The organism is Paenarthrobacter sp. TRD_SC_7 (assembly GCF_056156245.1).
In genome coordinates this window covers 4,202,052-4,226,364 of the sequence record NZ_CM149587.1, presented here as the reverse complement: position 1 = coordinate 4,226,364, position 24,313 = coordinate 4,202,052, and the positions used below count along the sequence as shown (strand labels likewise).

Annotated in this window: 25 protein-coding genes, 1 tRNA gene and 1 riboswitch; of the genes, 15 read left to right on the top strand and 11 right to left on the bottom strand. The window is 63.4% G+C overall.

Annotated elements, in window-relative coordinates; genetic code table 11:
- Positions 1-176 precede the first annotated feature (176 nt).
- Positions 177-5,804 carry a DUF6531 domain-containing protein gene (locus tag AC0J5Z_RS20055; protein ID WP_475035855.1) on the top strand — a complete coding sequence of 1,876 codons (5,628 nt, stop codon included), beginning with the start codon at positions 177-179 and terminating at the stop codon, positions 5,802-5,804.
- Positions 5,798-6,319 carry an Imm26 family immunity protein gene (locus AC0J5Z_RS20050; RefSeq protein ID WP_475035853.1) on the top strand — a complete coding sequence of 174 codons (522 nt, stop codon included), beginning with the start codon at positions 5,798-5,800 and terminating at the stop codon, positions 6,317-6,319. The genes AC0J5Z_RS20055 and AC0J5Z_RS20050 overlap by 7 nt, the downstream gene beginning before the upstream one ends.
- A gap of 89 nt (positions 6,320-6,408) precedes the next feature.
- On the opposite strand, the gene AC0J5Z_RS20045 is transcribed toward AC0J5Z_RS20050, so the two are convergent.
- Complete coding sequence (locus AC0J5Z_RS20045; RefSeq protein ID WP_475035851.1) at positions 6,409-6,666, bottom strand: hypothetical protein; 258 nt, start codon at positions 6,664-6,666, stop codon at positions 6,409-6,411.
- 88 nt (positions 6,667-6,754) lie between these two features.
- Between AC0J5Z_RS20045 and AC0J5Z_RS20040 the strand changes: the two genes are divergently transcribed.
- Entirely contained in the window at positions 6,755-7,612 is an 858-nt protein-coding gene (locus tag AC0J5Z_RS20040) for a hypothetical protein (protein ID WP_475035849.1), read from the top strand.
- Positions 7,603-8,034 carry a hypothetical protein gene (locus tag AC0J5Z_RS20035; protein ID WP_475035847.1) on the top strand — a complete coding sequence of 144 codons (432 nt, stop codon included), beginning with the start codon at positions 7,603-7,605 and terminating at the stop codon, positions 8,032-8,034. Before AC0J5Z_RS20040 ends, AC0J5Z_RS20035 begins: the two co-directional genes overlap by 10 nt.
- A gap of 178 nt (positions 8,035-8,212) precedes the next feature.
- Here AC0J5Z_RS20035 and AC0J5Z_RS20030 read toward each other — a convergent pair whose 3' ends face one another.
- From AC0J5Z_RS20030 to AC0J5Z_RS20015, 4 genes are all read right to left on the bottom strand, one after another.
- On the bottom strand, positions 8,213-8,344 hold the full coding sequence (locus AC0J5Z_RS20030; protein ID WP_475035845.1) for a hypothetical protein: 132 nt from the start codon (positions 8,342-8,344) through the stop codon (positions 8,213-8,215).
- A gap of 4 nt (positions 8,345-8,348) precedes the next feature.
- Positions 8,349-8,522, bottom strand: coding sequence for a hypothetical protein (locus tag AC0J5Z_RS20025; protein ID WP_475035843.1), 174 nt, complete (start codon positions 8,520-8,522; stop codon positions 8,349-8,351).
- 435 nt (positions 8,523-8,957) lie between these two features.
- Positions 8,958-9,119, bottom strand: a complete 162-nt coding sequence (locus AC0J5Z_RS20020) for a helix-turn-helix domain-containing protein (RefSeq protein ID WP_475035841.1) — start codon at positions 9,117-9,119, stop codon at positions 8,958-8,960.
- A gap of 243 nt (positions 9,120-9,362) precedes the next feature.
- Positions 9,363-9,497 (bottom strand): hypothetical protein, encoded by a 135-nt coding sequence (locus AC0J5Z_RS20015; RefSeq protein ID WP_475035839.1) that lies wholly within the window; start codon positions 9,495-9,497, stop codon positions 9,363-9,365.
- Between the two features lie 65 nt (positions 9,498-9,562).
- On the opposite strand from AC0J5Z_RS20015, the gene AC0J5Z_RS20010 reads away from it, so the two are divergent.
- The 3 genes from AC0J5Z_RS20010 (at position 9,563) to AC0J5Z_RS20000 (ending at position 12,352) form a co-directional block, all read left to right on the top strand.
- Positions 9,563-10,018, top strand: a complete 456-nt coding sequence (locus tag AC0J5Z_RS20010; protein WP_475035837.1) for a hypothetical protein — start codon at positions 9,563-9,565, stop codon at positions 10,016-10,018.
- 665 nt (positions 10,019-10,683) lie between these two features.
- The gene (locus tag AC0J5Z_RS20005; protein WP_475039806.1) at positions 10,684-11,763 is read left to right on the top strand and encodes an alpha/beta hydrolase; all 1,080 of its coding nucleotides are present in this window, start codon (positions 10,684-10,686) and stop codon (positions 11,761-11,763) included.
- 91 nt (positions 11,764-11,854) lie between these two features.
- A complete protein-coding gene (locus AC0J5Z_RS20000) occupies positions 11,855-12,352 on the top strand; it encodes a hypothetical protein (protein WP_475035835.1) in 498 nt (165 codons plus the stop codon).
- 341 nt (positions 12,353-12,693) lie between these two features.
- On the opposite strand, the gene AC0J5Z_RS19995 is transcribed toward AC0J5Z_RS20000, so the two are convergent.
- Positions 12,694-12,783 (bottom strand) — tRNA-Ser (locus tag AC0J5Z_RS19995).
- 138 nt (positions 12,784-12,921) lie between these two features.
- Between AC0J5Z_RS19995 and AC0J5Z_RS19990 the strand changes: the two genes are divergently transcribed.
- From AC0J5Z_RS19990 to AC0J5Z_RS19975, 4 genes are all read left to right on the top strand, one after another.
- Positions 12,922-13,923, top strand: a complete 1,002-nt coding sequence (locus AC0J5Z_RS19990; protein WP_475035833.1) for a zinc-dependent alcohol dehydrogenase — start codon at positions 12,922-12,924, stop codon at positions 13,921-13,923.
- A gap of 3 nt (positions 13,924-13,926) precedes the next feature.
- Positions 13,927-14,325, top strand: coding sequence for a 6-pyruvoyl trahydropterin synthase family protein (locus tag AC0J5Z_RS19985; RefSeq protein WP_475035831.1), 399 nt, complete (start codon positions 13,927-13,929; stop codon positions 14,323-14,325).
- Between the two features lie 178 nt (positions 14,326-14,503).
- Positions 14,504-15,322, top strand: coding sequence for a glycosyltransferase family 4 protein (locus tag AC0J5Z_RS19980; RefSeq protein ID WP_475039803.1), 819 nt, complete (start codon positions 14,504-14,506; stop codon positions 15,320-15,322).
- Between the two features lie 2 nt (positions 15,323-15,324).
- On the top strand, positions 15,325-16,368 hold the full coding sequence (locus AC0J5Z_RS19975) for a winged helix DNA-binding domain-containing protein (RefSeq protein WP_475035829.1): 1,044 nt from the start codon (positions 15,325-15,327) through the stop codon (positions 16,366-16,368).
- An 18-nt stretch (positions 16,369-16,386) separates the two neighbouring features.
- Here AC0J5Z_RS19975 and AC0J5Z_RS19970 read toward each other — a convergent pair whose 3' ends face one another.
- A complete protein-coding gene (locus tag AC0J5Z_RS19970; protein WP_475035827.1) occupies positions 16,387-16,767 on the bottom strand; it encodes a VOC family protein in 381 nt (126 codons plus the stop codon).
- 28 nt (positions 16,768-16,795) lie between these two features.
- Entirely contained in the window at positions 16,796-17,329 is a 534-nt protein-coding gene (locus AC0J5Z_RS19965) for a nucleoside deaminase (protein WP_475035825.1), read from the bottom strand.
- A gap of 22 nt (positions 17,330-17,351) precedes the next feature.
- Here AC0J5Z_RS19965 and upp point away from each other — a divergent pair, with 22 nt between their 5' ends.
- From upp to AC0J5Z_RS19945, 4 genes are read left to right on the top strand one after another with little or no spacing between them, the layout of a single operon-like run.
- Positions 17,352-17,987: a uracil phosphoribosyltransferase gene (upp, locus tag AC0J5Z_RS19960; RefSeq protein ID WP_011773542.1), complete on the top strand. Its 636-nt coding sequence runs from the start codon at positions 17,352-17,354 to the stop codon at positions 17,985-17,987.
- Positions 17,988-18,033: 46 nt separating this feature from the next.
- On the top strand, positions 18,034-18,411 hold the full coding sequence (locus AC0J5Z_RS19955) for a VOC family protein (protein ID WP_475035823.1): 378 nt from the start codon (positions 18,034-18,036) through the stop codon (positions 18,409-18,411).
- 45 nt (positions 18,412-18,456) lie between these two features.
- The gene (locus AC0J5Z_RS19950) at positions 18,457-19,143 is read left to right on the top strand and encodes an HAD-IA family hydrolase (RefSeq protein ID WP_475035821.1); all 687 of its coding nucleotides are present in this window, start codon (positions 18,457-18,459) and stop codon (positions 19,141-19,143) included.
- Positions 19,144-19,194: 51 nt separating this feature from the next.
- Positions 19,195-20,586, top strand: a complete 1,392-nt coding sequence (locus AC0J5Z_RS19945) for a pyridoxal phosphate-dependent decarboxylase family protein (RefSeq protein WP_475035819.1) — start codon at positions 19,195-19,197, stop codon at positions 20,584-20,586.
- Positions 20,587-20,702: 116 nt separating this feature from the next.
- Here AC0J5Z_RS19945 and AC0J5Z_RS19940 read toward each other — a convergent pair whose 3' ends face one another.
- From AC0J5Z_RS19940 to AC0J5Z_RS19930, 3 genes are all read right to left on the bottom strand, one after another.
- A complete protein-coding gene (locus AC0J5Z_RS19940) occupies positions 20,703-21,542 on the bottom strand; it encodes an aggregation-promoting factor C-terminal-like domain-containing protein (protein WP_475035817.1) in 840 nt (279 codons plus the stop codon).
- 3 nt (positions 21,543-21,545) lie between these two features.
- Positions 21,546-21,706: riboswitch (cyclic di-AMP (ydaO/yuaA leader) on the bottom strand.
- A gap of 133 nt (positions 21,707-21,839) precedes the next feature.
- Positions 21,840-23,339 (bottom strand): sensor histidine kinase, encoded by a 1,500-nt coding sequence (locus AC0J5Z_RS19935; RefSeq protein ID WP_475035815.1) that lies wholly within the window; start codon positions 23,337-23,339, stop codon positions 21,840-21,842.
- A 3-nt stretch (positions 23,340-23,342) separates the two neighbouring features.
- Positions 23,343-24,083 carry a response regulator transcription factor gene (locus tag AC0J5Z_RS19930; protein WP_475035813.1) on the bottom strand — a complete coding sequence of 247 codons (741 nt, stop codon included), beginning with the start codon at positions 24,081-24,083 and terminating at the stop codon, positions 23,343-23,345.
- Positions 24,084-24,313 lie beyond the last annotated feature (230 nt).

The window sequence follows — 24,313 nt, the reverse complement described above, 5'->3', positions numbered from 1 at the left end:
TGTTGGTTTGAGTGTGGGGGCCGGGTGATCGTGCCGCGTTAGTGCGGTGTGGTTGCCCGGCCGTTGCGCTGTGTTCTTGTGGTGCCGCGTGGTTGTGGTGCCGTCTTCGTGTGGTGCTGGTGTTTTGTGGGTTGCTGGGTTTTGTTCGCGTTCTTGTTCTGTGGGGGGCTTTGGTTGTGACCGAGTTCGTTGAGATGCCGTTGTTGCCGGATTCCGATGCTGGCCATGGTGGCCGGTTTGTGTATGGGGTTGCCGAGTCGGTGAAGGGTGCTTTTGAGTCCGCAGCGTCGCGGGTTGATGAGCATTCGGGTTCGCGTGCTCCGTTGGTGACCGGGGCGGGGGAGGATTTCCGGGGGCATTTTTCGGAGGTGTTCGCGGCGAACGCGGCCACGGCGGCCAGGGACGCGTCGGGGTTGGCGGCGGCGTTGCGGAAAGTCGCGGAGTACGTGGGGACCATGATCGAAAAGGCGCGGGAAGAGGATGACCGGCGGCGGCGGAATAACGAGTGGGTCCGGCGGCATAACAATCGGAACTGGCTCGAAGAGGGCTGGGACAACATTTGGGGTGAGGAGGCCCGGCCGAACATGGAGCCCGGGAGTGCGCCGTCGTTCCCGTCCGAGTCCCCGGCGTCGGGGTCGCGGGAGACCCCGGGCCCGGGTGGCGGGTATGGGGGCGGGGTGTCTTCGGCGCGTCCGGAGTCGTTGCGGAGTTTCGCTGCCGGGTCCCGTGGCCTGGATGATGGGGTCGCGTCGGTGCCGGGGTCCTTGGAGGGGGAACTGTCGTCGTTCGCGGACCGGTGCGGGTGGGGCCGGATCGACGCTGCGGGTGTGGTGACGGCGTTCCGGCAGTATTTGCGGGCTAATGAGAATGACGCGGCGTGGGCGGTGGTGGTCGCGGACGCGTTCGCTGCTGCCGGTAGCGAGGGGGCGGTCTCGACCCTGTCGGACGCTGCGGTGAACGAGGCGTTGGCAGCGGCGGGGGTCTCGGGGCACCGGACGGGCCTGGTCATTGATCCGCCCACGGCGGCCGGGGCGATGCCCACGAGCGGGTATGCGAATGATCCGGTGAACACGGCGACGGGGAATTTCATTGAACCCGAAACCGATCTGGGGTTCGCCGGGGCGTGCTCGGACCTGGTGCTGACGCGGATGTATAACTCGTTGGGCTCTGGCCTGGACACCCCCGGGGTGTTTGGTCCGGGGTGGGCGTCGGTGTTGGACCAGCACCTGGTCTTGTCGGATGAGGGTTGCCGCTGGGTGATGGCTGATGGCCGGGCGGTGGATTTCCCCCGTGAGGGTACCGGCTGGGCCCGTGCGGTCGGAGAGAACTTCTGGCTCACCCGCAAAGATGCCAGCACACCGTGGTTGGCGGAGCTGTCCTCCGTCCCGGAGGGTGTCACTGAGGTGTTGGTGGTATCGGATAACCAGGGCGGTTGGTGGGCTTACACCACCGCCGGGGTGTGGCTCGGGACCGGGGCAGGCCCAGGCCGGACCGTCTCGGCCCACCGCCACACACCATCAGAGACCGTATCCGGTGTTGTGGACCCCGGCAGCGCGGATGCCAGCGCGGATGCCAGCGCGGACGCCACCGGTGAAGCGGTCGGGGGCGGGGCTGGTGTGGTGCACCGGTTGGTGCATGTGCGGGGCCGGTTCCTGGAGATCGATTATGTCGGTGGTGTGGTCGCGGTGGTCCGTGGTTCGGACGGGCGCCGGGTTCAATACGGCTACGATGCCACGGGCCGTTTGGTCACGGTGGGCACGGAGACCGGTACGAGGGTGTATCGGTGGAACGAGCAGGGCCTGATCGCCTCGGTGGTCTCGGCTGCGGGTGTGGTGGAGGCCGAAAACAGCTATGACGAGGCCGGCCGTGTGGTTTTGCAGGTCACTGCGCATGGGCGGCGGACGAGGTTCGCGTATTTGCCGGGCCGGGTCACGGTGGTTTCGGATGAGGACGGGTCCCGGTCGAATTCGTGGGTCGCCGATTCGAAGGGCCGTCTGGTGGGGGTGCTGGACGCGGAGGACCAGCGCCAGTCCATGGCGTATGACGCGCACGGGAACCTGGTGTCTTTGACCGAGCGTGACGGCGCGGTCACGGTCCACGGCTACGACACCCGCGGCCGGAAAACCCGCACGCTCACCCCGGAGGGCGCGGACCTGACTTACGGGTGGGACGAGCAGGACCGCATCACTACCCTGGTCACCGCGTCCGGTGCCGTGGTGACGTATGAGTACGCCGATGAGGTCTCGAGGGACCCGTCGGTGATCCTGGACCCGCTGGGCGGGCGCACCGAGCTGGAATGGCGGGACGGGCTCCTGACCCAGGTCACGGACCCGGCCGGGGTCACGATCGGCTTTGAGTACGACAAGTTCGGGGACCTCATCGCAACCCGCAACGCCGCAGGAGACGTGGCGAGGATCATCCGGGACCAGGCCGGCAGACCGGTCACCGCGTACACCCCCTCGGGGGCCGCGACCCGGTTCAGTTATGACGGTGCCGGGGTGTTGGTCCGTCGGGTGGACCCGGACGGGGCGGTGTGGGCGTTCGAGCACGACCCCGCGGGACGGGTCACCGCAATGGTTGCCCCGGATGGGGGTCGGACCGTGTTCGAGTACGCCCCCAACGGTGAACTGGTCCGGACCACCGACCCGCTGGGCAGGGTCGTGGAGCGGGTGTTCGATGAGCTTGGGAACCTCACTGGTGCGGTGTTGCCGGACGGGGCGAGGTGGGGTTTCACCCATGACAACCTCTCCCGGCTCGTGGGGATCACGGATCCTGCCGGTCATGACTGGATGCGGGAGTACGACACGGTCGGTGCCCTGACCGCCGTCGTTGATCCGGCCGGGGTCCGGACCGGGGCCGTCACCGACCGCGGGAACGGCACCGCCACTGTCGCGGACGCGTTCACCACCGCCAAGTACAGTTTTGATGAGTACGGCCGCCCCACGAAAGTGGAGGCCGCGGACGGGTCCGCGGAGCTGGTCAGCTATGACGCGGCGGGGAACCCGGTCGAGTTGGTCGATGGTGAGGGCGGGTTGACGGTCCTGGGCCGCGACATTGCCGGGAAGATCACCTCGATCACCTCCCCGGCCGGGGCGGTGACCAGGTTCGAATACGACCACTGCGGCCGCCCGTTCCGCAGTATTGACCCGGTCGGGGCGGTCACGGAACTGTCCTACGACCCCGATCAGCGCCTCACCTCCAGGACCCTGCCCACCGGCGAGGTCGAAACCTTCGCCTACGACCCGTGCGGGCGGTTGACCGCCCGGCACACCCCGGGGGAGGGGACGGCCCGGTACGGGTACGACAAGGTTGGGCGGCTGAGCTTCGCCCAGGATTCCTGGTACGGGACCCGCCGCTTTGAATACAACCTGGCCGGGGAACTGACCGAAACCATCAACGGGGTCGGGGGCCGGACCCGGTTCGAGTACGACACCCGCGGCCGCCTGGTCCGGATCACCGACCCTCTGGGTGGGGTCACCACCCGCACCTACACGGCCACGGACCAGGTCGACACGGTCACTGACCCGCTCGGCCGTGTCACCACCGCCACCTACGATCCCGCGGGACGGCAACTGTCCCAAACGGACCCGGACGGGCACACCACCACCTGGACCTACGACCGTGCGGGCCGGGAAGCGACCACCTCGGTGGACGGGACACTGATCGCCGCCATCGAACGCGACGTTACCGGCCGCCGGGTCGTCATCACCGATCACACCGGCGGGGCCGGGTACGCGGTGGAGCACGAACTGGTCTTTGACCGGCGCGGACTCCTCACCAGAAAGTCCAACGGGACGCAGGCGCTGGGGTGGGAGTACGACGCCGACGGGAACCGCGCCGCGATCACCGACCCCACCGGGACCACCACCCGCTACACCCGCGATCCCGCCGGGCGGGTCGTGAAGGTCTCCAACCCGTTGCTCGGGGACGCGTCCTTCACCCACGACCCCTCCGGTCGGATCGTTTCGGCGACCGCCGGGAACTACACCCAGGAATGGGCGTACCGGGACGGAAACCTTGCAGAACACACCCGCACCACCACCGAAAACCCCGGCACAGCTGATGTGACCCTCATCGGCCGTGAGGACGGCGGGCGGATCACCGGCCTGACCCGGAACGGGGTCGTGACCCGGTACGGGTACGACACCGCCGGGCAAATGGTCACCGCCACCACCACCGAAACAGGAACCACCGCGGCGGTGTCGGGTTCGGTGTTGGGGTGGGAGTACGACGCCGGTGGGCGGCTTCTCCGCGAAACCACCGGCACCGGGGCCCGCACCTACAGCTACGACGCCGCGGGCCAGCTCCTTACTGCCACGGAACCTGATGGTTCGGTCACCGAGTTTGTGTATGACGGGCTGGGCCGGCGGGTCCGGGTGATCGGGGCCGACGGGTCCTGGACCGAATACGCCTGGGCCCCCACCGGGTTCCTGGCCGGAGCGGTCGAAAAGGATCGGGACGGGGCCGAACGTTCCCGGCACCGGCTCCACGTCGACGCGCTCGGTGAACTCGCCACCGTGGACGGGACGCCGTTGTGGTGGGACACCGCAGCGCCCGTGCCGACCCTGGCCGGGATCAACACCACCCAGGTAGTGTCCCTGCCCGGCGGAGTCACAGGTATCGGGCAAGCGTGGACCGCGCCGGGCTGGCGTGCCGCCCGCCCCACCGACCAGCACGACCCCTGGGCCGTCCTCGGAACCCCCACCACCCCACACCCCACCCCCGGAGCCAGCGCGGGGTTGGGTTTGGGTGGTGTGTTGCCCGCCGGGGTCACCCTGACCGCCGGCGGCGGGATCGACATCGCCGGGCTCGAATGGCTCGGCAAACGCGCCTACGACCCGTCCACCCGGGCCTTCCTCTCCACCGACCCCCTCGCCCCCGTCCTCGGAGCCGGCTGGGACGGCAACCCCTACGCCTACGCCGGAAACAACCCCCTCAACACCACTGACCCCACCGGCCTGCGACCCCTCACCGACGCCGACCTGAAAGCCTACGACGGCTCCTCCCGCGGCGCGTTCGCCGCAGCAGGCGACTGGCTCGGAGACAACTGGGAATACGTCGTCGGCGGCCTTGCCGTCGTGGGCGGGGCGGCGTTGATGTTCGTCCCCGGCGGCCAGATCGTCGGTATGGGATTGATGAGCTTCGGCGCCGACGTCGTCATCCAAAAAGCAACCACCGGCGAAGTCAACTGGGGCCAAGCAGCCATCTCCGGCGGCCTCGGCATGGTCGGCGGTGGTGCGGGATTGCTGGCCGGGAAACTCGCGACTAAGGCGGCTACGAACCCTGTGGTCCGGATGGCCGTCGAGAACGGTGTCGAAGGGGCGATCAGCGGAGCCGGGGGCTACCTCACCGGACCAGGACCCCACACCCCAACAGGACTTCTCGGCGCAACAGCCCTCGGCGGCGGCACAGGCGCACTACCCATCGGTGGCGCTGCCAATAGGCATGACCTGCCACCATCACCGACGACGAAGCTCGGTGATCTGCAACCGGTACCAGACGGTGTGGTCTACCATCGAGTGGATCTGTTGGGTGATGTGAAGCCATACGTCGGGCAAGCGAAGAATGAGTTGAGGTATTCTTTGCGACAAGCAGAGCACGCCCGAGACTATCCTGATGCCGCGTTCGAGTTCACAGTCTTGGACCGTGCAGAACCCGGGATTGCATTAGATAGAGCTGAGGAGTACTGGATCAGGCAACACGGGGGGCCAACTAATAAGGGCAACCCCGATGGTCAGCTCTCGAACAAACGGCATCAGATGAGTGAAGCAAGGTATGCGAATGCCGGAGGAGATCCATGGTAAACAGTGAGAAGATGGTCGTTCCCAGAGAGGGCGATGTATTTAAGATCCCGTTGGGCGACGGGAATGCAGCGGTTGGGCTCGTTGTATCTTCCTACCTTTCGTCCTATTACGTGGTGATCTTCGATTTCGTGGCCCCAGAGACTGAGGTCAATTCCAAAGTTTCAGATGCGCTTAGGACGGAACCGGTTTTTGGGGGACTGACTCTGGATGCGCTCTTCCGCCCTGGACGTTGGGAAGTGCTCGAAAACCAAGCGGTGGACGGCAGCAAGTATCTCCCGGCTTATAAGACCGGGACCAGCGAGCTTGGAAACTGCATGGTCGAGGATTTCAGAGCTGAACGGCGTAGAGCGGCAACCGAGTCGGAAACTCAGAGGATTCCGTTCCGAAAAACAACTTCCCCGATTGTTTTTGAGCGCGCAATGAAGGCCCACCTAGGCTTGGAACCGTGGCTCGCAGCCTTCGACGGCGTCAGGTTGGGGGAGGTGATTACAACAGCAGAGGTCTTCGGAAATTGACCTCTGGAAGGTGCTGGTAATGGCCCTTGTCCGGTCGCCGGGGTCGGAGTCAAAATGTGGTGCGCCCGGTCTGCATGAAGGCACGTAGCCTACTGGCTCGAAATTTCGGAAGCAATGGCGGCGAGACGCCTTGTGTTCATTCCGGTCGCCACGAACCTGACTAGTGGTTCTGCGTCGTCCAAAAGCGACGCAATCACAGTCTTGGGAGTGTCAGGATTCAGAGCGACGAGCAAGGCCAAATCGATGCTCTGGGCTGCTAGTTCTATGAACACGTTCGTCGGCGTTGACCCATTGAAAGCGACGGCTTGACGCACTTGCTCATCGTCGTCATCAGCGAGGGCGGCCAAAACTAGAAGATGCGTTTGGATTTGCCGCGACGGCCCGGCGCACGAGTATTTGGCTGGTGGTGCGATGGTGATTGCTGGTGGTGTTTTGATGGCTACCGGTGTGGGTGGGCCCGTTGGTTTGGCGTTGGTTGGTGCGGGTTTGGACACGGTTATCCAGAAAGCTACGACGGGCTCTGTGAACTGGGGTCAGGTGGCGTTGACGGGTGCTGTTGGTGTGGTGGCAGGACCGTTGGCCGGCAAGGTTAGCAGTGCTGTTACGGCAGGGCTCGGTCGGGCAGGTACGGCGGTGAGTACGCAGTTGCTGCCGGCCATGGGGCGTGCGGGCTCGGTGGCTGCGTCGGGCGCGGCCAGGGCAGGGTCTGCGGTGTCGGCTGTGGGTTCGCGTGTCGGAACAGCAGTGACCTCGGGGGTGTCGCGTGTCAGTACCGGTGCGGGTAGCTATTTGTCGCGGTTGCACCCACAGCAGATGGGCAGGGCGGCACTGACCAATGGAATATCGGGCAGTATCGGGAACACGGGCATGTACCACCTCCAAAGATCTCCGGATAACAAGTGGACTCTCGAGGGTGCAATCGGAGCAGCGACGGGTGGATTCGTCAGCGGCGCAATCGGCTCCCAAGCCGGGTATCTTGCAACTCCATTGTCCGGCATGTATTCGAAGGCAGTTCAGCTCGGTGTTGGAGCGGGAGGCTCATTGGCTGGTGGTGCAGTAGACCACGCCATTCGCCGCGAAGACTATGGCATCGCCGAGATGACATTTGACGGCGCGGGCGGTGCACTTCTCACGCGTTTCCCCGGCGCCGCGGAACTGAGTCCCAATCCAGGATGGATGACCCACAGTATGGCAGCGTACGGCGGAGCGCATGCTGTGGCTATCGTTGAAAGCGTGAAATTTGTGGGAAATGAACTTGTAGAGCAAGGAACGGGGGCACCGCTGTGGGGCTAAACGATGGAGATTGCCCTTCAACCGGAGATAGTGACTCGGAAGGTGAGTTCACGCAAGAAGACCTGCTGTTGGGAAAGAAGGCAGTCCGCTTCATCCGTCTCCTTTGTGTGGTTTCCTTTGTGGCCTGTGTCGGGATCGCTGTCTTCGTCTTTTTGAATGTTCCTTGGGATACTCGAATGCCATATAACGGACAATTCAACAGAAGTGGAGGGGGTATTCCCATGCAGATAGCTATGCTGCCGATACTTGCTGTGTTGTTTGCATTTTGGCGTTCGGGAAAGAAGTCTGATGCCCATCAAATGCGTAAAGGTTCGCGAGTTGGTCTCTATATACTCGGAACTGCCATTGTGGTGGCGTGTACCGCGGGACAGTGGGCCATGGGTGAATCGATTCTTACTGCGGGCGGCTATTTCGGCAACTAGGAGTCCTGGCCTGTGGTGCTGTCCGGCGGGCCATGGGTGCACCGGTTCTTAGGGCGGGCGGCTATTTTGGCCGCTAGCACCTGCGGCAAGTCAGAGAATTGCGATGGCAAGCAGGTCGCTAACTTGAACTAGCAGCGTAGCTTGGCCCCGTGCGCCCCACTCTGGCTGGGATAGCGGATCAGATGTTGGCCTTGGCGGCGCCCTCACCGCCGTCGTTGATCCGACCGTCGGCCGTGAGGACGGCGGGCGGATCACCGGCCTGACCCGGAACGGGGTCGTGACCCGGTACGGGTACGACACCGCCGGGCAAATGGTCACCGCCACCACCACAACAGCCACAGCGCTGGGGCCTCGCCTTCGGTGTTGGGGTAGGAGTACGACGCCGGTGGCCGGCTGCTCCGCGAAACCACCCCCACCGGGTCGCGCACGTTTGAGTATGACGCCGCGGGCCAGCTCCTTACTGTCACGGAACCTGATGGTTCAGTCACCGAGTTTGTGTATGACGGGTTGGGTCGTCGGGTGCGGGTGATCGGGTGCGGGTGCGGGTGATCGGGGCGGAGGGGTCCTGGACCGAATACGCCAAGGCGGTCGGCGCCCCGCTCCAGACATGAAGAAAGGCCCCGTCTCCCTTGTAAACAAAGGGAAGCAGGGCCTTTCTATGTGGCGGTGACGGTGGGATTTGAAACCTCTCCGGCAACACTCGTGGCGGAGTAATCCTCGAGATAACTCGGATTTGCATCACTCGATCCCACCTGGATTCACCGGGGGTGCGCCCAAAACGTGCCCAGAATGTGTCATCTGGTATATCCGTTCCGGAAGTTGCGTGAACGGGATAGTGCTTGAGTTCGCTGCGTCCCAACCATGGGGCGCCTACCCGGCCCACTGGGCCCCGGATCCTCTTTGCGGTATAGAGCTTGGATCTTTTAGAGCTCTTCCGCCGTGAAACGGAACTCGGACCCAACCTTCAACCCCGGCCAGTTGCCCTCTTTGCGTCTGCGGTAGATCGTTGACCTCGACAATTTGAAGAGTTCCCCGATTTCCTCCAACGTGTACAGCTCACCTGGCTGCTTGTTTTCTATCGTCATTTGTGGAGCATAGACACGCGCTGACATATCGCGGCAACTCTGCGGGTAAGGAGATCCGTCAAGGAGGACATATATACCTGCAACCACCTCAAGATACTTGATTAGAAAGCAGAAAGGGTCCGTAGCCACCACAGCTACGGACCCTATAAGAGCTTCACCAACAACCAAGTTGATCTGGTATTAGATTAAACAGAAATGCAGACTAGTGCAAGTACACCGCTCAGTGATCTGCAAAAATGTGCATCAAGTCTTCTGTGGCAGGTACTCCGGATCGGGCTCCACGTCCTCATACGGGCTGCGCACAACCACGCCGGCGTGGTCCTCCGCGTTCAGCTCGGCCATGTTCTCCTGGAAACCATCACGGTCAAACTTCGCCATGACGCAGACAGTTCGCGCAGGCAGGGACAAGGTTTGAAAATCACACCCTAGGCCCTGGGGGGCAAATGAGTTCCACCGTTACCGCTTGCTCCGGGGCTGTATCGGTGATCGAGATTTCCTGGAGACATGCAATTTCACCATTTGTTGGATTTATTGGTTTGGTGTTGGTAGTGTCGGGCATGTCCGGCCCCGGTGGTGTTCCCGCCGTCGGTTTTATGGTTGTTACTTTGGGGGTTTGTATGTCGCGTGTGTTGTCTACTGAGCAGGCCAAGGCTGCTATTGGTCAGGTGCAGTCGATTATTACTGGTGGTTTCACGGATCAGATTTCGGCGTTGGATGCGCAGGGTCGTTTGTTGTCGGATCCGAATGTGTGGGATGGGCCGTTGGCTGCTGAGTTCCGTGGTTCGACGTGGCCGGAGACGAAGGCTGCGTTGGATAAGGCCAAGGAAGAGTTGGAGCAGTTGCGGGGTCAGTTGCAGAAGATTTCGCAGGACATCTTCTCTGCCGGCGGCGGCGCGTAGCCGTCCTTGGTGGAAGGGCCCAGCAGCCCTTCCTGAGCAGTTCGTAGGGTTTTCGTTGGGGGAGTAAGCATTGGCCGTTTCGTTTGATGATGATGCTGCCACTTCGTTGGTCAGGGTTGCCCGCGATGTGGATGGGCGGCTTCGTGATGTGGGTGTGTTGCGTCGCGGCGCGGTGGAGACTGCGCTGGAGGACTTCGCTGGTGGTTATGCGGACTTGTTCAAGGAGGCTGCCTCCATTGAGGCTGAGGATCGCGGGAAGCTGGCCTCAGTGCTTGACGATCTTGCCGGGCAGGTCGAAGAAGCACAACAAAAGGCGCGGGAGGAACGTGACCGCCAGTCCCGGCTGTCCGATTGGCGGGAGCGGGAGGCCGAGCGTGAAAGCAGGCGCGATAACTTCATCGGAGACGTTGGCACCGCGGTAGAGGGCCTCTTTGATCCAAAACCCTCTGAGACGCCGGTGGCGCCTCCAACCATCTCGGCGGTGTTCTCTCCCCGCCAACGCATCCGCACCTCAGGCGGTGGGTCTTCTAACGGGAAAAGTTCAGCTGTTCCGGACCATCTCCGGACGTTCGTGTCCCAGGCCAGGGCAGGTAATACGGGCATGCAGCAAGACCTCATGCAGCTGGGCAACGCGTGGGTGTCGTTCACCTCATCGTGTGGAAGGAATGCCCTACAAGGCTCGGGACCACGCCAACCAAACCGCGCTCAAGGCAGCGGTAACCGATGTGAAGGCCCAAATCGCCCAACTACAGGCCATGGTGGACGAGACGACAGTGGGCTATGGCGAGGTGCCTCCGGTGGCGGCCGTGTTGAAGAAATCGCTCACCGACCTGCAGAAACGACTCGACGTGCTGAACAACATCCAAAAGGCGCAATTCACCCCTGAGGGCTGGGAGAAGCGGCATTTGATTTCCTTCACCCAGGACAACCCTCCATTGGCCGCCGTGTCGATCGGGGACCTCGATTCTGCGAGCAGTGTCACTTACGCGGTTCCGGGCATGAATACCACCACCGGTGACATGACGGGGTGGACGAAAGTAGCCCAAAACCTGCATGACCTGCTTCCAGAGGGAAGTGCTGTGGTGTCCTGGATCGGGTACGAGACCCCGCCCGCGCCCGCACTGGATAACAACATCAACCTCGGCGTTCTTGATGTGAATCGAGCAGTAGCGGGTGGGCAGAAACTCGCCGGGGCGCTCGGTGGCTTGGCCGCAGTCCGCGGTGAGAGCGCGCCGCAACTCAATATTGTGGCTCACTCCTACGGGACGACCACCGCTGCGGTGGCACTGACGCAGCCGGGTATCAAGGTGGATAACTTCATCACGCTCGGCTCGGCAGGACTGCCCGACAACGTCCATACCGCCGCTGACCTCAACGCAGGACACGTATACTCCGGACATGCGCGCGATAAGATCCCTGGCGAAACCGAAAGCGGGGACCAGTGGGCTTGGACTGGCCGGGAAGGCAGCCGTGACCACCACGTGAACCCCATCGAACCTGAGTTTGGTTCCCACGCTTTCGGCACCGATAGCGGCGGTGACGCCGGACGGCCCGTCACCGACCACAACGGTCTCATGCCTGATGGCGGCGAACAGGCGGGATACTTTGACGAGCGAACAGAGTCTCTAAAAAACGTAGCCTGGGCAATCAGGGGAGAAACCGAGAAGATCACCCCGTATGTCCCGCTAGGGCCGACTGATCTGCAAGAGGCCCTACTGGAAGGAATGTCAAATGCCAGCGGTTAAGACGCATATTAGGATCCTCATGGCCGCGACGGCCGTGCTAATGATGGGAATGACAATAACCGCATGCGCTGAGAAGGAGCCAAACGCGACAATGTCAGACAAGCCGACGCCGGAGAAGACAACCAGTGCCAGAGAAGGACGGGACCGCGTGGTCGAACTCGTCATCAACACCACCAAGCAACTCGACGTCACCGGCTGGTGGCCCCGCAACGGCGTCGCCGGAGCACAGGAGTGCTCCCTCGGAAAGGGCGAGAAGGGAGCCAGCTATGGTTACGACCACTGGGCACCCCAAGGAACCGACCACATCGAGGACGCCAAACGCGTAGCCGAGTATTGGAAATCCCTGGGGATGACCGTACGCACCGTGAATCCAACGACACACCCGACCGTCTTCGCAGAGGGTGGTCCAGTCCTTCGGGCTGAGTTCGATACCGATGCATCTGACAAGTCGTACAGCGTTGGTGCCACTGCTCCCTGCTCGCCGGGAGACGCTTGGGAGCTCAACGTTGAGGATCAAGCCGAGCGGGATCAGGGCAAAGTACTCCCCGGGGACGAAGGCGTTGTCGTTCGGAAAGACCCGCCACAATAACTCCACGGCGTAGCCACGCCGAGGACCCGGTTCCTGACGATTGAGCAGGTCGCGGCGGAGCTGGAAACGAGTGAGGTTCAGATCCGCGCGATGCTCAAGACGGGTCAGCTCAAGGGCATCCAAATCGGTGGGGCGAGGCGACCGGCTCGGCCACAGCTCGGCCGCGATGACGCTGGATGTCTACGCAGACCTGTTTGATGGCGACCTGGACTCAGTTTCAGACGCTCTAGATCACGCAGTTTCACAGTCGAGTGTGGGCAAAATGTGGGCAGACGCTTAGCCAGAAGATGAGAAAAGGCCCCGCCTCCCTTGTAAACAAAGGGAAGCAGGGCCTTTCTCATTGGCGGTGACGGTGGGATTTGAACCCACGTTGGCTTTTACACCAAACAACATTTCGAGTGTTGCACCTTCGGCCGCTCGGACACGTCACCAACTGAAATAGGCTACCCGAGATTGGCCCCGTTCCCCAAAACGAGCGCCGCTGGTCCCGCCCCGAAATGCAGGTGGCGCGCCGTTCGATCCGCGTCAACTTCCGTCCGCAGCGCCCCACCGATAGATTCGTAAGCACCATGACTATCTCGCACGAACAAGAACACGAAGCCCACGCCTACTGGGTAACGAAGGATGGCCGCGGCGAACTCCGCAGCCAGCACCTCGCCGCTCCCCAAACAGGAGAGTCCCTCGTCAGGACCTTGTACTCAGGCGTCAGCCGAGGCACGGAGCGCGTGGTCCACGAAGGCCGGGTCCCGGAACGCGTGGCTGAACTGATGCAGGCCCCGCACCAGGAGGGCGACTTCCCGGGCCCGGTGAAGTACGGCTACCTTAGCGTGGGCATTGTGGAAGAAGGCCCGGACGAATGGCGAGGAAGAACAGTCTTCAGCCTCCACCCGCACCAAGACTTCTATGTGGTCCCCACGAGCCAACTCACGGCCATCCCGGAGGACGTCCCTGCCCGCCGCGCTGTGCTCACGGGCATCGTGGAAGTTGCCATCAACGCCCTCTGGGAAGCCGGGCCGAGGCTGGGTGACCGTGTCGCCGTCGTCGGTGGTGGCCTGGTGGGTGGCGTCCTGGCGACGCTCCTGCGGAAGTATCCGCTCGGTCGCCTGCAGTTGGTGGATGCGGACCCGGAGAAGCAGAAGCTGGCGGAAACCATCAACGTAGACTTCGCGCTGCCCAACGAAGCACAGGACGATTGCGACATCGTCTTCCACTGCTCCGCCTCCAACGATGGACTCAAGCTGAGCCTGCAATTGGCAGGCGACGACTCGGACGTCATCGAACTTTCCTGGTTCGCGGACAAGGAAGTCACCCTCCCACTCGGGGAGGACTTCCATGCCCGCAGGCTGAACATCCGCTCCAGCCAGGTCGGCGCAGTTGCCCTTCCAAGAAGGCACCGACGCACCAACGCCCAGCGCCTGCAGGAAGCAGCGAACCAGTTGAAGGACCCGCTGTTCGACACGTTCCTGACCAGCGAATGCCAGTTCCAGAATCTGCCCACCACCCTCGCTAGATTGTTCGAACAGCCCGGCGGCTTCTGCCATGTGGTCGCATATCCCAACCCGGAGGATTAATACATGTTCAGCCTGACCGTCCGACGCCACTTCATGGTCGCCCACAGCCTTCCCCGCGAAGCCTTCGGCCCAGCGCAGGGCCTCCATGGGGCCACGTTCGTTGCCGAAGTCAGCTTCCGCCGCCCCAACCTCAACGACGACGCGATCGTCCTGGACATTGGCGCCGCGGGCGGCATCCTTGAGGAAATCCTGGAAGACCTGAACTACAGGAACCTGGATGAGCACCCGGCGTTCAAGGGCAAGCTTTCCACCACTGAGGCTCTCGCGAAGCATATCGCCGACGCCATGGCCACCCGTATCCAGGACACTGAGGATGGCCCGGCCCTTACCGGCATCGACGTCGTCCTCCGCGAAAACCCTGACGCCTGGGCCGGCTACTCGCTCGAACTCCCGCGCAGCTAACCAGGTGACTGCCATCCGCTTCCTGGTCCCGGGAAACGTCCGTCACGGCTCGGGCGGGAACAAGTACAACGCCAAGCTCGCCGAGCACCTGACCGCCTTGGGAGCGGACGTCGAGATGGTAGTTGTCGACGGCGACTGGCCGGTTGGGAGCCCGACGGACCGGCAGCGGTTCGGTGACATGCTCGACGGCGGCACAACAGTGATTGCCGACGGTTTGGTGGCGAGCGGGGCGCCGGAGGAGATCGCCGGCGCCGCGGGTCAAGGAACCAAGGTCTGGATCCTGTCCCACATGGCGTTGGCGGACCACCGTGACCTCGAAGCCAAATCGTTGGCAGCCGCTACGGGGATCATCTGCCCTAGTGCCCACGCCGCAGCTGAGCTTGCGACGAAGCATGGGACGCAGAACATTGTCATTGCCACGCCCGGTGCTGAAAAGGCAACCCTCGCCGAGGGATCGCAACCACAGCACATCGTGGCCGTCGCCGCGTTGCTGCCCAACAAGAGCCAGACACTCTTGGTTGAGGCCCTCAGCCAGTTACAAGATCTGCCGTGGACCGCCGCCCTGGTTGGCTCGGACGACGCTGACCCCGCGTACGCCGCCGAGGTGAGGGCCGCCGTCGGGCATCACGGGCTGCAGGGCCGTATCAGTGTCACTGGCGAGCTGACCGGCAGGGCCTTCGAAGACCAGTGGCACAAGGCCGACCTCAGTATCCTCCTGTCCCATTCCGAATCATTTGGGATGGTGGTGACGGAATCCTTGGCCCATGGTGTCCCCGTCCTTGTCCGGGAGGGGACCGGTGCAGTCGAAGCCCTGGACAACACCGGAGCGGGTGCCGCCCTGGACGTCGCCACCGGAGAAGAACCAGCCAACACACTCCGGGCGTGGCTCACCGACCCCGTACTGCGACAGCAGTGGCGCCGAGCAGCCATTACAGCCAGGGATAGCCTTCAGAACTGGGACGCAACTGCGTCAACGGTCCTGAAAGCCATCACCTAGCAGTGTCTGAGGGTGCAGAATGGGCGCATGACCACCGCCGTCCAGCCGCAGCCACCCTCACTCCGGAGCGCCTTCGAGCGTGGGCCTGGCACCGGCAGGGCTACGTCGTAGGACACGCCGACTATGCTTGGGCCCTCCAGATTGGCCGCGACGCCGCGATTGCCCCGTTCAAGGTGTTGGCACAGCTGGGTGTGGAACGCGGCGAAATCGAACTCCTCGAGGACGAGGTCTTGCACGCCCTCAAGGAATCCAGCAGCCCCATGGACCCCAAACAGCTGAGGGACACACTCGGCGATTCGGTCCGTAGCCTGGGCGAGGAAGGCAAGAAAAAGGGCGCCTCCACCACGCTTCCCACCGCCTTGGGACTCCTGCAAGCGGACGGCCGCATCCGCCGCGTCCCCGTCAACGGCCGCCTCGACCAACAGCGCTATGCCTACACCTCTTGGGATCTGCCGCCGGGCAAACTAGACGACGACGGCGCCCGCCGCCTTTTGCTGGAACGGTACCTGCGCTGGACTGGTGGAGCGACGTTCCAGTGGTTCACCGCGTTTACAGTGGCCCAGAGCAAAGCCGCGCTCGGTGGCATCGGGGCAGTGGAGGTGCCCACGGCGAACGGAGAGGTCCTGTGGATGCTGACCGCCGACGTCGAACGTTTGGCCGATTTTGATCAGCCCGGCGACGAGCAGATCCAGCTGCTGGCAGGCACGGACTCATTGGTCCTCCTGCGACGGAATTCGGCCGACATGTTTGCCGACGAGGACAAGGGCAAGAGCGTCCTGGGCTCCACGCTCGCACTCCAAGCCGACCTCCCGGACCACCCGATCCTGGACCGGGGGAGGATCATCGGGCTCTGGCAGTACGATCCCGGCAAGGAAAGGATTGCGGCGTGGACCTTCGCGGAACCCACAGCGGCGGTGAGTCAACGGGTTGGCGAGGTGGTGGCGTGGATTCGCGATGAACTGGGCGATTTCAGGTCGTTTAGCCTGGATTCACCGGCATCACGCCAACTGCGGATTGACGCACTGGACGAGGCAGCCGGACGCTGACGCCTGCAAACAACCCGCTCAGCCCGAACCGTATGGACGGGTGATCGCCTCCAGGAAATGCCCATCGGGGTCACAGAAGTAGATCCCCCGGCCGCCGTCGTTGTGGTTGATCTGTTGCGCGCGGGTTCGGGCAGGGTCGGCCCAGTACGGTATGTGTTCCCCGCTGATCCGCAGGAAGACCTGGTCGAAGTCCTCTTCGCTGACGAGGAAGGCGTAGTGCTGCGGTGCGACGTCCCCGTTGGCCTGGAGGAAGTCCAGCGTGACCCCGTTGTCCAACGCCACCGTGACGAACGACCACATGGGTTGCGGCTTCGGAAGCCCAAAGATTCGGGCAAGGAATTCCGCGGAACGGTGCTTGTCCGTTGCGTAGACGATGGTGTGGTTGAAAGAGGCTGACATGGCTTGCTCCCGAGTAGGTACGGCAAAGTCAGACCGGGCGGTGCTCCCCGCCGGCCACCCGATGCGAGGCGAAGAAGTCCCTTAGCAGGATTGCGCATTCCTCCTCGCGGATGCCCGCGTAGACCTCCACCCAGTGGTTGAGGCGGCGCTCGCGGAGGATATCGAACACTGAGCCCACCGCTCCCGCCTTCTCGTCCCACGCGCCAAACACGACGCGGGGAATACGGGCCAGGACGATGGCCCCGGCACACATGGCACACGGCTCAAGGGTGACCACCAAAGTACAGTCCTCAAGCCTCCAGCCGTCTCCATCGGCGCCCGCATCGTGAGCGCGCTGACGCAGCGAAGCAGCAGCCTGACGGATGGCGACGACCTCCGCGTGGGCGGTCGGGTCCCCGTGCGCTTCCCGTTCGTTGCGTCCGGAACCCAGCACGCCGCCGTCGGGCCCCAACACGACGGCGCCAATCGGTACGTCGTCAGTTTTCAACGCCAGCCGGGCTTCCTCCAGGGCAAGGCCCATCCAGGCCATGTGTTCTGCGTGATACGGCTCGGTGGCGCTCATGTCTCAATGATAGTTTTGGGGGATGCGCACACTCGTCGTGGACCACCCGCTGGTCGCTCACAAGCTCACCGTTCTGCGGGATAAGAACACCCCTTCACCGGTCTTCCGGCAACTCACTGAAGAACTCGTCACCCTCCTGGCCTATGAAGCCACCCGTGAGGTCAAGACGCAGCCAGTCGAGATCGAGACCCCTGTCACCAAGACCGTGGGCACGGCGTTCACCAAGCCCACTCCGCTGGTGGTCCCCATCCTGCGCGCAGGCCTTGGCATGCTCGAGGGCATGACCAAGTTGGTCCCTACCGCTGAGGTGGGCTTCCTGGGTATGGCCCGCGACGAAGAAACCCTGGACATCATCACTTACGCCGAGCGCCTCCCCGAGGACCTCACCGGCCGCCAGATCTTTGTCCTGGACCCCATGCTCGCCACGGGCGGCACCTTGCGCGAGGCCATCAAGTTCCTCTTCAAGCGCGGCGCGTCGGATGTCACGTGCATCTGCCTGCTGGCCGCTCCGGAGGGATTGTCCAAGTTGGAAGAAGAGCTCTCTGACGCCAATGTGAAGATCGTCCTGGCTTCGATTGACGAGAAGCTCAACGAAAAGTCATACATCGTGCCTGGCCTGGGCGACGCCGGCGACCGCCTCTACGGCGTGGCAGGCTAAGAGAGCCCCCTACCGGTTTTCCATGCGCCCCGTTAGCCTGTGGCGCATGGACTGGAAACTTGAACTGGTGTTTGTCCCTGTGTCCGACGTCGACCGGGCGAAGGATTTCTACGTCAACAAAGTTGGTTTCAACGCCGATTTCGATGAGCGTCCCATGGACGGCATCCGCTTCGTGCAGTTGACACCGCCGGGTTCGGCTTGCTCCATCGCCATCGGCGAGGGCCTCAGCGACGACCCTCCGGGGTCGGCGCCGAGCCTGCAAGTGGTGGTGGCGGACATCAACAAGGCGCACGAGCAACTCAAGGCCAACGGCGTGGACGTCAGCGACGTCGACATCCAGGATTGGGGCCATTTCGTCTACTTCGCCGACCCCGACGGCAACAAGTGGGCGGTGCAGTACCTCCCGCAGCGGCCTAACGGCTAAGTCACACTTCGGCACCACCGCATGAGTGTGAGGCAGGATGGAACCATGAGCCATCCCGCCGAACCTGCCGGCCAACCATCAGTGCTGACCGTCCGTGCCGTCCTCTTCGACATGGACGGCACACTCGTGGATTCAACAGCGATCGTTGAGCAAGTGTGGCTCGAGTTCTCCGAGCGATACGGCTTGGATTTCGATGAGATCCTGCGCACTTCCCACGGCGTCCAGGCCGGCGATACTGTTCGCCGGTATGCTCCCGCTGGCGCTGATTTCGAGGCACTGACGGCCGAGCTCGGCGAGATGGAACGCTCCCGGACCGATGGCGTGATCGCGCTTCCCGGGGCAGAAGCCCTGCTGGCAGGACTGCCTGATGCCGCCATCGCATTGGTCACCTCCGCGGACCGGATCCTTGCCGATATCCGCATGCAGGCGGCCGGGCTTACCATGCCGTCCACAACGGTCACTGCCGAGTCTGTCACCCGCGGCAAGCCGCACCCGGAGGGATACCTGAAGGCGGCGGCGCTGCTGGGAGCCGACCCGGCCGACGTCGTGGTTTTCGAGGATGCGCCTGCCGGGATCGCTGCTGCGCGTGCGGCGGGGATGCGGACCGTTGTGGTGGGCGACGCTGGCGGCGAGCTGGAGCCGGGCATCTGGCGAATCCCGGACTACTCGGCGGTGACCGTCAGTGCTGTGAAGGACGACGACGGCGGTCACCTCCTGACGCTGACCCTTTAGCCCTTTCTGCGCGGTCTGTTCCAAGCCGTGAACCGGGCGTAGGCTGTGCGCATGTCTGCGATGCCGGAGGCGTACGGTGCTGCATTGGAGCGGGCCATGGTCCACGCCGGTGATTGGCTTGCGTCGGTTCCCACCCGTTCTGTCCGCCCTTCGTCCGACGCCGACCAGGTGGCCAAGAGCATCCTGCCGCGTCTCCCCGACGAAGCCACCGATGCTGCGGAGGTGGTGGACGAACTCGCAGCGCTGGCCGAGCCCGGCTTGATGGCTATCCAGTCCGGACGGTTCTTTGGGTGGGTGATGGGCGGTACCCTGCCCGCCGCCATGGCAGCCGATTGGCTTGTCTCCGCCTGGGACCAGAACACCGGGCTCCGGTTCGCCACCCCCGCGGCCGCTGCCATCGAGGAATCTGCCGCCGCCTGGCTTTTGGATCTCCTGCATCTGCCCGCCACCGCCGACGTCGGATTCACCACAGGCGCCACCACCGCCAACTTTGTTGGACTGGCTGCGGGCCGTCAGTACCTGATGGACGAGGCAGGCTGGGACCTTGAGGCGCTTGGCCTCAGTGGCGCACCACGCATCACCACGTTTGCCGGCCGGGAACGCCATGCCGCAGTGGATCTTGCGTTGCGGTACCTCGGATTGGGTGCATGCGTCCCTGTAGACGCCGATGACGAAGGACGGATCCTTCCCGATGCGCTGGCCGATGCCATGGATCAGCAGCCCGGCCCGTCGTTGGTCTGCCTGCAGGCGGGCAATCTGCACTCCGGCGCATTCGATCCCATGGAGGGAGCAATAGCTGTGGCCCACGATCGCGGGGCGTGGGTGCACGTGGATGGCGCATTTGGTTTGTGGGCCGCGGTGAGCCCGAAGCTGCGAGGCCGGCTGGCAGGTGTGGAGGACGCGGATTCGTGGGCAACCGACGCCCATAAAACCCTTAACGTCCCCTACGACTGTGGGCTGGCAATCGTTGCCCGCCCGGAAGTCCTGAGGCGTGCCTTCAGTGTCCACACGAGTTACCTCATTGCCACGGATGCCGGGCCTGGGGATCCCTTCGAGAAAGTTCCGGAGATGTCCCGCCGCGCCCGGGGCATTCCGGTCTGGGCCGCACTCAGGCAGCTGGGCCGGGACGGCGTGATTTCCATGGTTGAGCGCCTGGCAGCAAATGCCCGTGCTTTGGCTGAGGGCCTCGCCGCGATCCCCGGTGTGGAAGTCCTCAACGACGTCGTGTTCACGCAAGTTTCGGTGAGCTTCGGCAGTGACGATCGCACACACCGCATCACCCAGCGGCTCATGGCTGAGGGAGCGGTATGGATGTCCGGTTCGGCGTGGCGGGGCCGGGAGATTTTGCGGATCTCCGTGAGCAATTGGACCACGGACGCAGGCGATGTCGCCGCCTCCATCGCAGCCGTGCGGGGTGCGGTGGAGGCCGAACCGGAGACGTAGCGTTCTTCGGCGGCGGACCCATGGTGAAACGGCAAAGCCGCGCCCGTTGCCGCCATCCGCTCCAGTGGGTACTGGTGCGAACGGCGGCAACGGGCGCGGCAATCAAGCAGTCCGGCTTAGTACCAGTTGTTGGCCAAGTGGAAGCCCAGAGCGGCGGACGGGGATCCGTAGCGCTCCTTGATGTAGTTCAGGCCCCACTTGATCTGGGTCTGGTAGTTGGTTTCCCAGTCAGGACCAACGGTAGCCATCTTGGAAGCAGGCAGGGACTGGACGATGCCGTAGGCGCCGCTGGAAGCGTTCATCGCCGTGGTCTTCCAGTTCGATTCCTTCTCCCACAGCGTGTTCAGGGCAGTCATCTCGCCCGGGCCCCAGCCGTAGTTGCCAAGGATGCTCAGTGCGTACGCCTTGGCAGCAGCGGGGTCGTCTACAGCTTTCGGAGCTGCGGCAGCTGCTGCGGCTTCCGCGGCGGCAGCGGCAGCAGCGGCGTCGGCAGCTTGCTTGGCAGCAGCGTCGGCAGCAGCCTTCTCAGCTGCGGCTTGGGCTGCTGCCTGATCAGCGGCAGCCTTTTCGGCCGCGGCCTGCGCGGCTGCTGCCTGATCAGCGGCAGCCTTCTCAGCAGCTGCCTTGTCCGCAGCGGCCCTGTCGGCTGCGCCCTTTTTGGCGGCAGCATTCAGGGAAGCGGAGATCTCAGCCGACTTGTTGGCGTTGACCTGGGCGCTGGCCTGGGTTCCGGCTACGCGGCTCGCCTCGGGGAGGGTCAATGCGGCGTTTGCGGCAGTTCCGAGCGATGCAACGCCCAGTGCAGCTGCCACGACACCGGCTACTACGGACATGCGGTGGCCGGACTTACCCTGGCGGGCTGCGTTCTTGAGGACGGACTGCGACTTGGTGAGCGGTGCGTTGTGTTCGTCGCGGTGACGCGCGGAAGGGCGCGTCTGATCGTTAAATTCAGACATGTGATTACCTCTCAGCGCCTGCGGAGTTAGCTGTCGGGTTCGGATGAGGTCATCCGGCCGCGCATCATGCTGCGGCTTCACCCCAAGGGCCGGCCAAAAAGGCCTGGCCCGGAGACTCTGGGTCCCCCGTCTCTGCCTCGGAGAAAGAACGGACTCCGGGAAGTGGCAGAGCTCGGCGCATCCCGGATGTGGGCCTGCTAGGGACGACCCACCCTTTCGACGGTACAGGAGGTTTCCGCAGAAGTCACATTTAGGTAACAGAGATCACGACGCCGGTGAGTCGCCTTGCTCAATTCGTTACGGACCCTCGCTGCTGACGGTGGGGAGTCGCAGGGCGAATTCCGTGTGTCCCGGCCGTGAGGTCATTTCCACGCTGCCGCCATGCGCTGAAACGATGGATTCAACGATAGACAAGCCGAGTCCGGAGGTGCCCTCAGACCCCGATCTTGCGGCATCAGCACGGGCAAACCGGGAGAAGATCCGGCCTTGGAAATCTTCAGGGATGCCGGGCCCGTTGTCCGTCACGGTGACCACCGCGCTGCCGTCTGCGGAGAGCATGACGCCGGTGACCACAGTCGTGCCCGGGTTGGTGTGCTTTCGGGCGTTGGACAGCAAATTGGCCAGCACCTGGTGAAGTTGGGTGGCATCGCCGCGAACGGTGATGGGCTCATCGGGCAGCTGGAGCTGCCAGATGTGGTCCGGAGCCATGACCTTCTCGTCGCTGACGGTCTCGATCACCAGATGTGTCAGGTCCACGGGCTCAACCTTCACCGGCTGCCCTTCATCCAGCCTTGCCAGAAGCAGGAGGTCCTCCACCAGGGTGGTCATGCGCTCGGATTGGCTCTGGACGCGCGCCAAGGATTTACGGCCGTCCTCGGTGAAGTTCTCGGTCATCCTCAGCAGCTCCGTGTAGCCGCGGATGGCAGTCAGAGGCGTCCTCAGCTCGTGCGAAGCATCTGCAACGAACTGACGCACTTTGGTTTCGCTTTCCTGCCGGGCTTCGAGGGCGCTGGAGACGTTGTTCAGCATTTGATTCAGGGCATACCCAACGCTGCCCACTTCCGTTCCGGGATGGGAGGCCGACGGCGGTACGCGCACCGCAAGTGCCACGTCGCCGGCGTCGAGAGGCAGGCGCGAAACCTTCGTGGCCACCTCGGAGAGCTGCTCAAGCGGCCGCATGGTGCGGCGGATAATGACTGTGCCTGCCAGACCGATCAAGACCAACCCGCCCAGCGAAACCAGCACCATGGTCCACACCAGCGAGGCCTCGGCACTTTGCTTGTCCGCAAGCGGCAACCCTGTCACGATCACGTCGCCGAAAGCAGTTTCGACTGCCACGAGCCGGTAGTCGCCGTTGGAGAATGATCGGTCAACAGGGCCGTTGTCCCCGGGGAGGGAGAGCAGAACCTGCTCGTCGTCGTCAGAGAGGGCGACGCGGTTGCCTTGGGCGTCGATCAGACCTGAGCTTCGCACGCTGGATCCGTCGATCCTCGCGTTGAGTGTCCCCGCCGCCTGGCCTCTGGCCTCCAGCGGGTCAGGCCTACCTGAGGGGGAGGAGGGAAAGTTCGACGGCGGCCTGCCGAAGCTGTTCGCGCGGCTGGACGCCTGCTCCAACTGCCTGTCGAGCTGCTTGTTGAAAAACATGTCCATGGAGGCGTAGCTGACCACTCCCACGGCACCGCAAATCGCGATCAACAGGGCCATAGCCACCAGGACCAGCCGTGTGCGCAAATGCCAGGTGGACGGGTTGAGCCAACTTCGCGGTGGCTTATTGGCCACTCCCGAACGTTTGCTCAACGCTTAGTCCGCAGGCTTGATAACGTATCCGGCACCGCGAATGGTGTGGATCATGGGCGGGTGGTTCGCTTCGATCTTTTTGCGCAGGTAGGAGATGTAAAGCTCCACGATGTTGGCCTGTCCGCCGAAGTCGTAGTCCCACACACGGTCCAGGATCTGGGCTTTGCTTACCACTCGTTTCGGGTTCTCCATGAGGTATCGCAAAAGCTCAAACTGCGTGGCTGTGAGGGGAATATCCTCGCCGGCGCGTGTCACTTCGCGGGTGTCCACATTCAGGGTGAGGTCTCCCACCGCCAGCTCTGCTGTGTCCATGGCTGCCACGCCGGAACGCTGGACCAGCCGGTGAAGGCGAAGGAGGACTTCCTCCATGCTGAAGGGTTTGGTGACGTAGTCGTCCCCACCCGCTGCGAGTCCCACGATGCGGTCCTGCACAGCGTCCTTTGCGGTGAGGAACAGGGCGGGAACTTCCGGGGCGAAAGTGCGGATGCGGTTCAGGACCTCGACGCCGTCGAAACCGGGCAGCATGACATCGAGGACCAGCACGTCGGGCCGGAAGTCCTTGGCAAGGCTCACTGCTTCCGGACCATCGCCGGCTACGGCAACGGACCAGCCCGCCATGCGCAGGCCCATGCTCATCAGCTCGGCGAGGCTGGGTTCGTCATCCACCACCAGGGCGCGGATTGGAGAGCCGTCCGGGTGGGTCAGCTGGGGAAGGTTGTTGGTCATGGAGTGCGAGGAGGCCATGGGACAACTTTCCCTTCTGCCGGTAAGCCGACGCTTTGCACGTCCTGTGAGGACGCTGTGAAGTCCACACTAGCGAGGTGGGAGCACCTGCACACGCTCTTGCGGAGGCACCTTGTGCGCCGATTTCGTTGTGTTCTACAGCTTGTAGCAGACTTTGGGGCAGAAAATCGGCGAGGGGGGATACCTACGATTGGACAACAAGTGTTTCAGATCGTGAGATTCAGTGTGGA

What these genes read in the sequence shown, in the direction of transcription:
- upp (WP_011773542.1), top strand. Translation starts at nt 17,352, where the DNA reads ATGCGCACACTCGTCGTGGACCACCCGCTGGTCGCTCACAAGCTCACC.
- AC0J5Z_RS19985 (WP_475035831.1), top strand. Translation starts at nt 13,927, where the DNA reads ATGTTCAGCCTGACCGTCCGACGCCACTTCATGGTCGCCCACAGCCTT.
- AC0J5Z_RS20040 (WP_475035849.1), top strand. Translation starts at nt 6,755, where the DNA reads ATGGCTACCGGTGTGGGTGGGCCCGTTGGTTTGGCGTTGGTTGGTGCG.
- AC0J5Z_RS20050 (WP_475035853.1), top strand. Translation starts at nt 5,798, where the DNA reads ATGGTAAACAGTGAGAAGATGGTCGTTCCCAGAGAGGGCGATGTATTT.
- AC0J5Z_RS19970 (WP_475035827.1), bottom strand. Translation starts at nt 16,767, where the DNA reads ATGTCAGCCTCTTTCAACCACACCATCGTCTACGCAACGGACAAGCAC.
- AC0J5Z_RS19990 (WP_475035833.1), top strand. Translation starts at nt 12,922, where the DNA reads ATGACTATCTCGCACGAACAAGAACACGAAGCCCACGCCTACTGGGTA.
- AC0J5Z_RS20005 (WP_475039806.1), top strand. Translation starts at nt 10,684, where the DNA reads ATGCCCTACAAGGCTCGGGACCACGCCAACCAAACCGCGCTCAAGGCA.
- AC0J5Z_RS19930 (WP_475035813.1), bottom strand. Translation starts at nt 24,083, where the DNA reads ATGGCCTCCTCGCACTCCATGACCAACAACCTTCCCCAGCTGACCCAC.
- AC0J5Z_RS20010 (WP_475035837.1), top strand. Translation starts at nt 9,563, where the DNA reads ATGAGTTCCACCGTTACCGCTTGCTCCGGGGCTGTATCGGTGATCGAG.
- AC0J5Z_RS20000 (WP_475035835.1), top strand. Translation starts at nt 11,855, where the DNA reads ATGTCAGACAAGCCGACGCCGGAGAAGACAACCAGTGCCAGAGAAGGA.
- AC0J5Z_RS19945 (WP_475035819.1), top strand. Translation starts at nt 19,195, where the DNA reads ATGTCTGCGATGCCGGAGGCGTACGGTGCTGCATTGGAGCGGGCCATG.
- AC0J5Z_RS19965 (WP_475035825.1), bottom strand. Translation starts at nt 17,329, where the DNA reads ATGAGCGCCACCGAGCCGTATCACGCAGAACACATGGCCTGGATGGGC.
- AC0J5Z_RS19940 (WP_475035817.1), bottom strand. Translation starts at nt 21,542, where the DNA reads ATGTCTGAATTTAACGATCAGACGCGCCCTTCCGCGCGTCACCGCGAC.
- AC0J5Z_RS19955 (WP_475035823.1), top strand. Translation starts at nt 18,034, where the DNA reads ATGGACTGGAAACTTGAACTGGTGTTTGTCCCTGTGTCCGACGTCGAC.
- AC0J5Z_RS20015 (WP_475035839.1), bottom strand. Translation starts at nt 9,497, where the DNA reads ATGGCGAAGTTTGACCGTGATGGTTTCCAGGAGAACATGGCCGAGCTG.
- AC0J5Z_RS19950 (WP_475035821.1), top strand. Translation starts at nt 18,457, where the DNA reads ATGAGCCATCCCGCCGAACCTGCCGGCCAACCATCAGTGCTGACCGTC.
- AC0J5Z_RS20020 (WP_475035841.1), bottom strand. Translation starts at nt 9,119, where the DNA reads ATGACGATAGAAAACAAGCAGCCAGGTGAGCTGTACACGTTGGAGGAA.
- AC0J5Z_RS19980 (WP_475039803.1), top strand. Translation starts at nt 14,504, where the DNA reads ATGCTCGACGGCGGCACAACAGTGATTGCCGACGGTTTGGTGGCGAGC.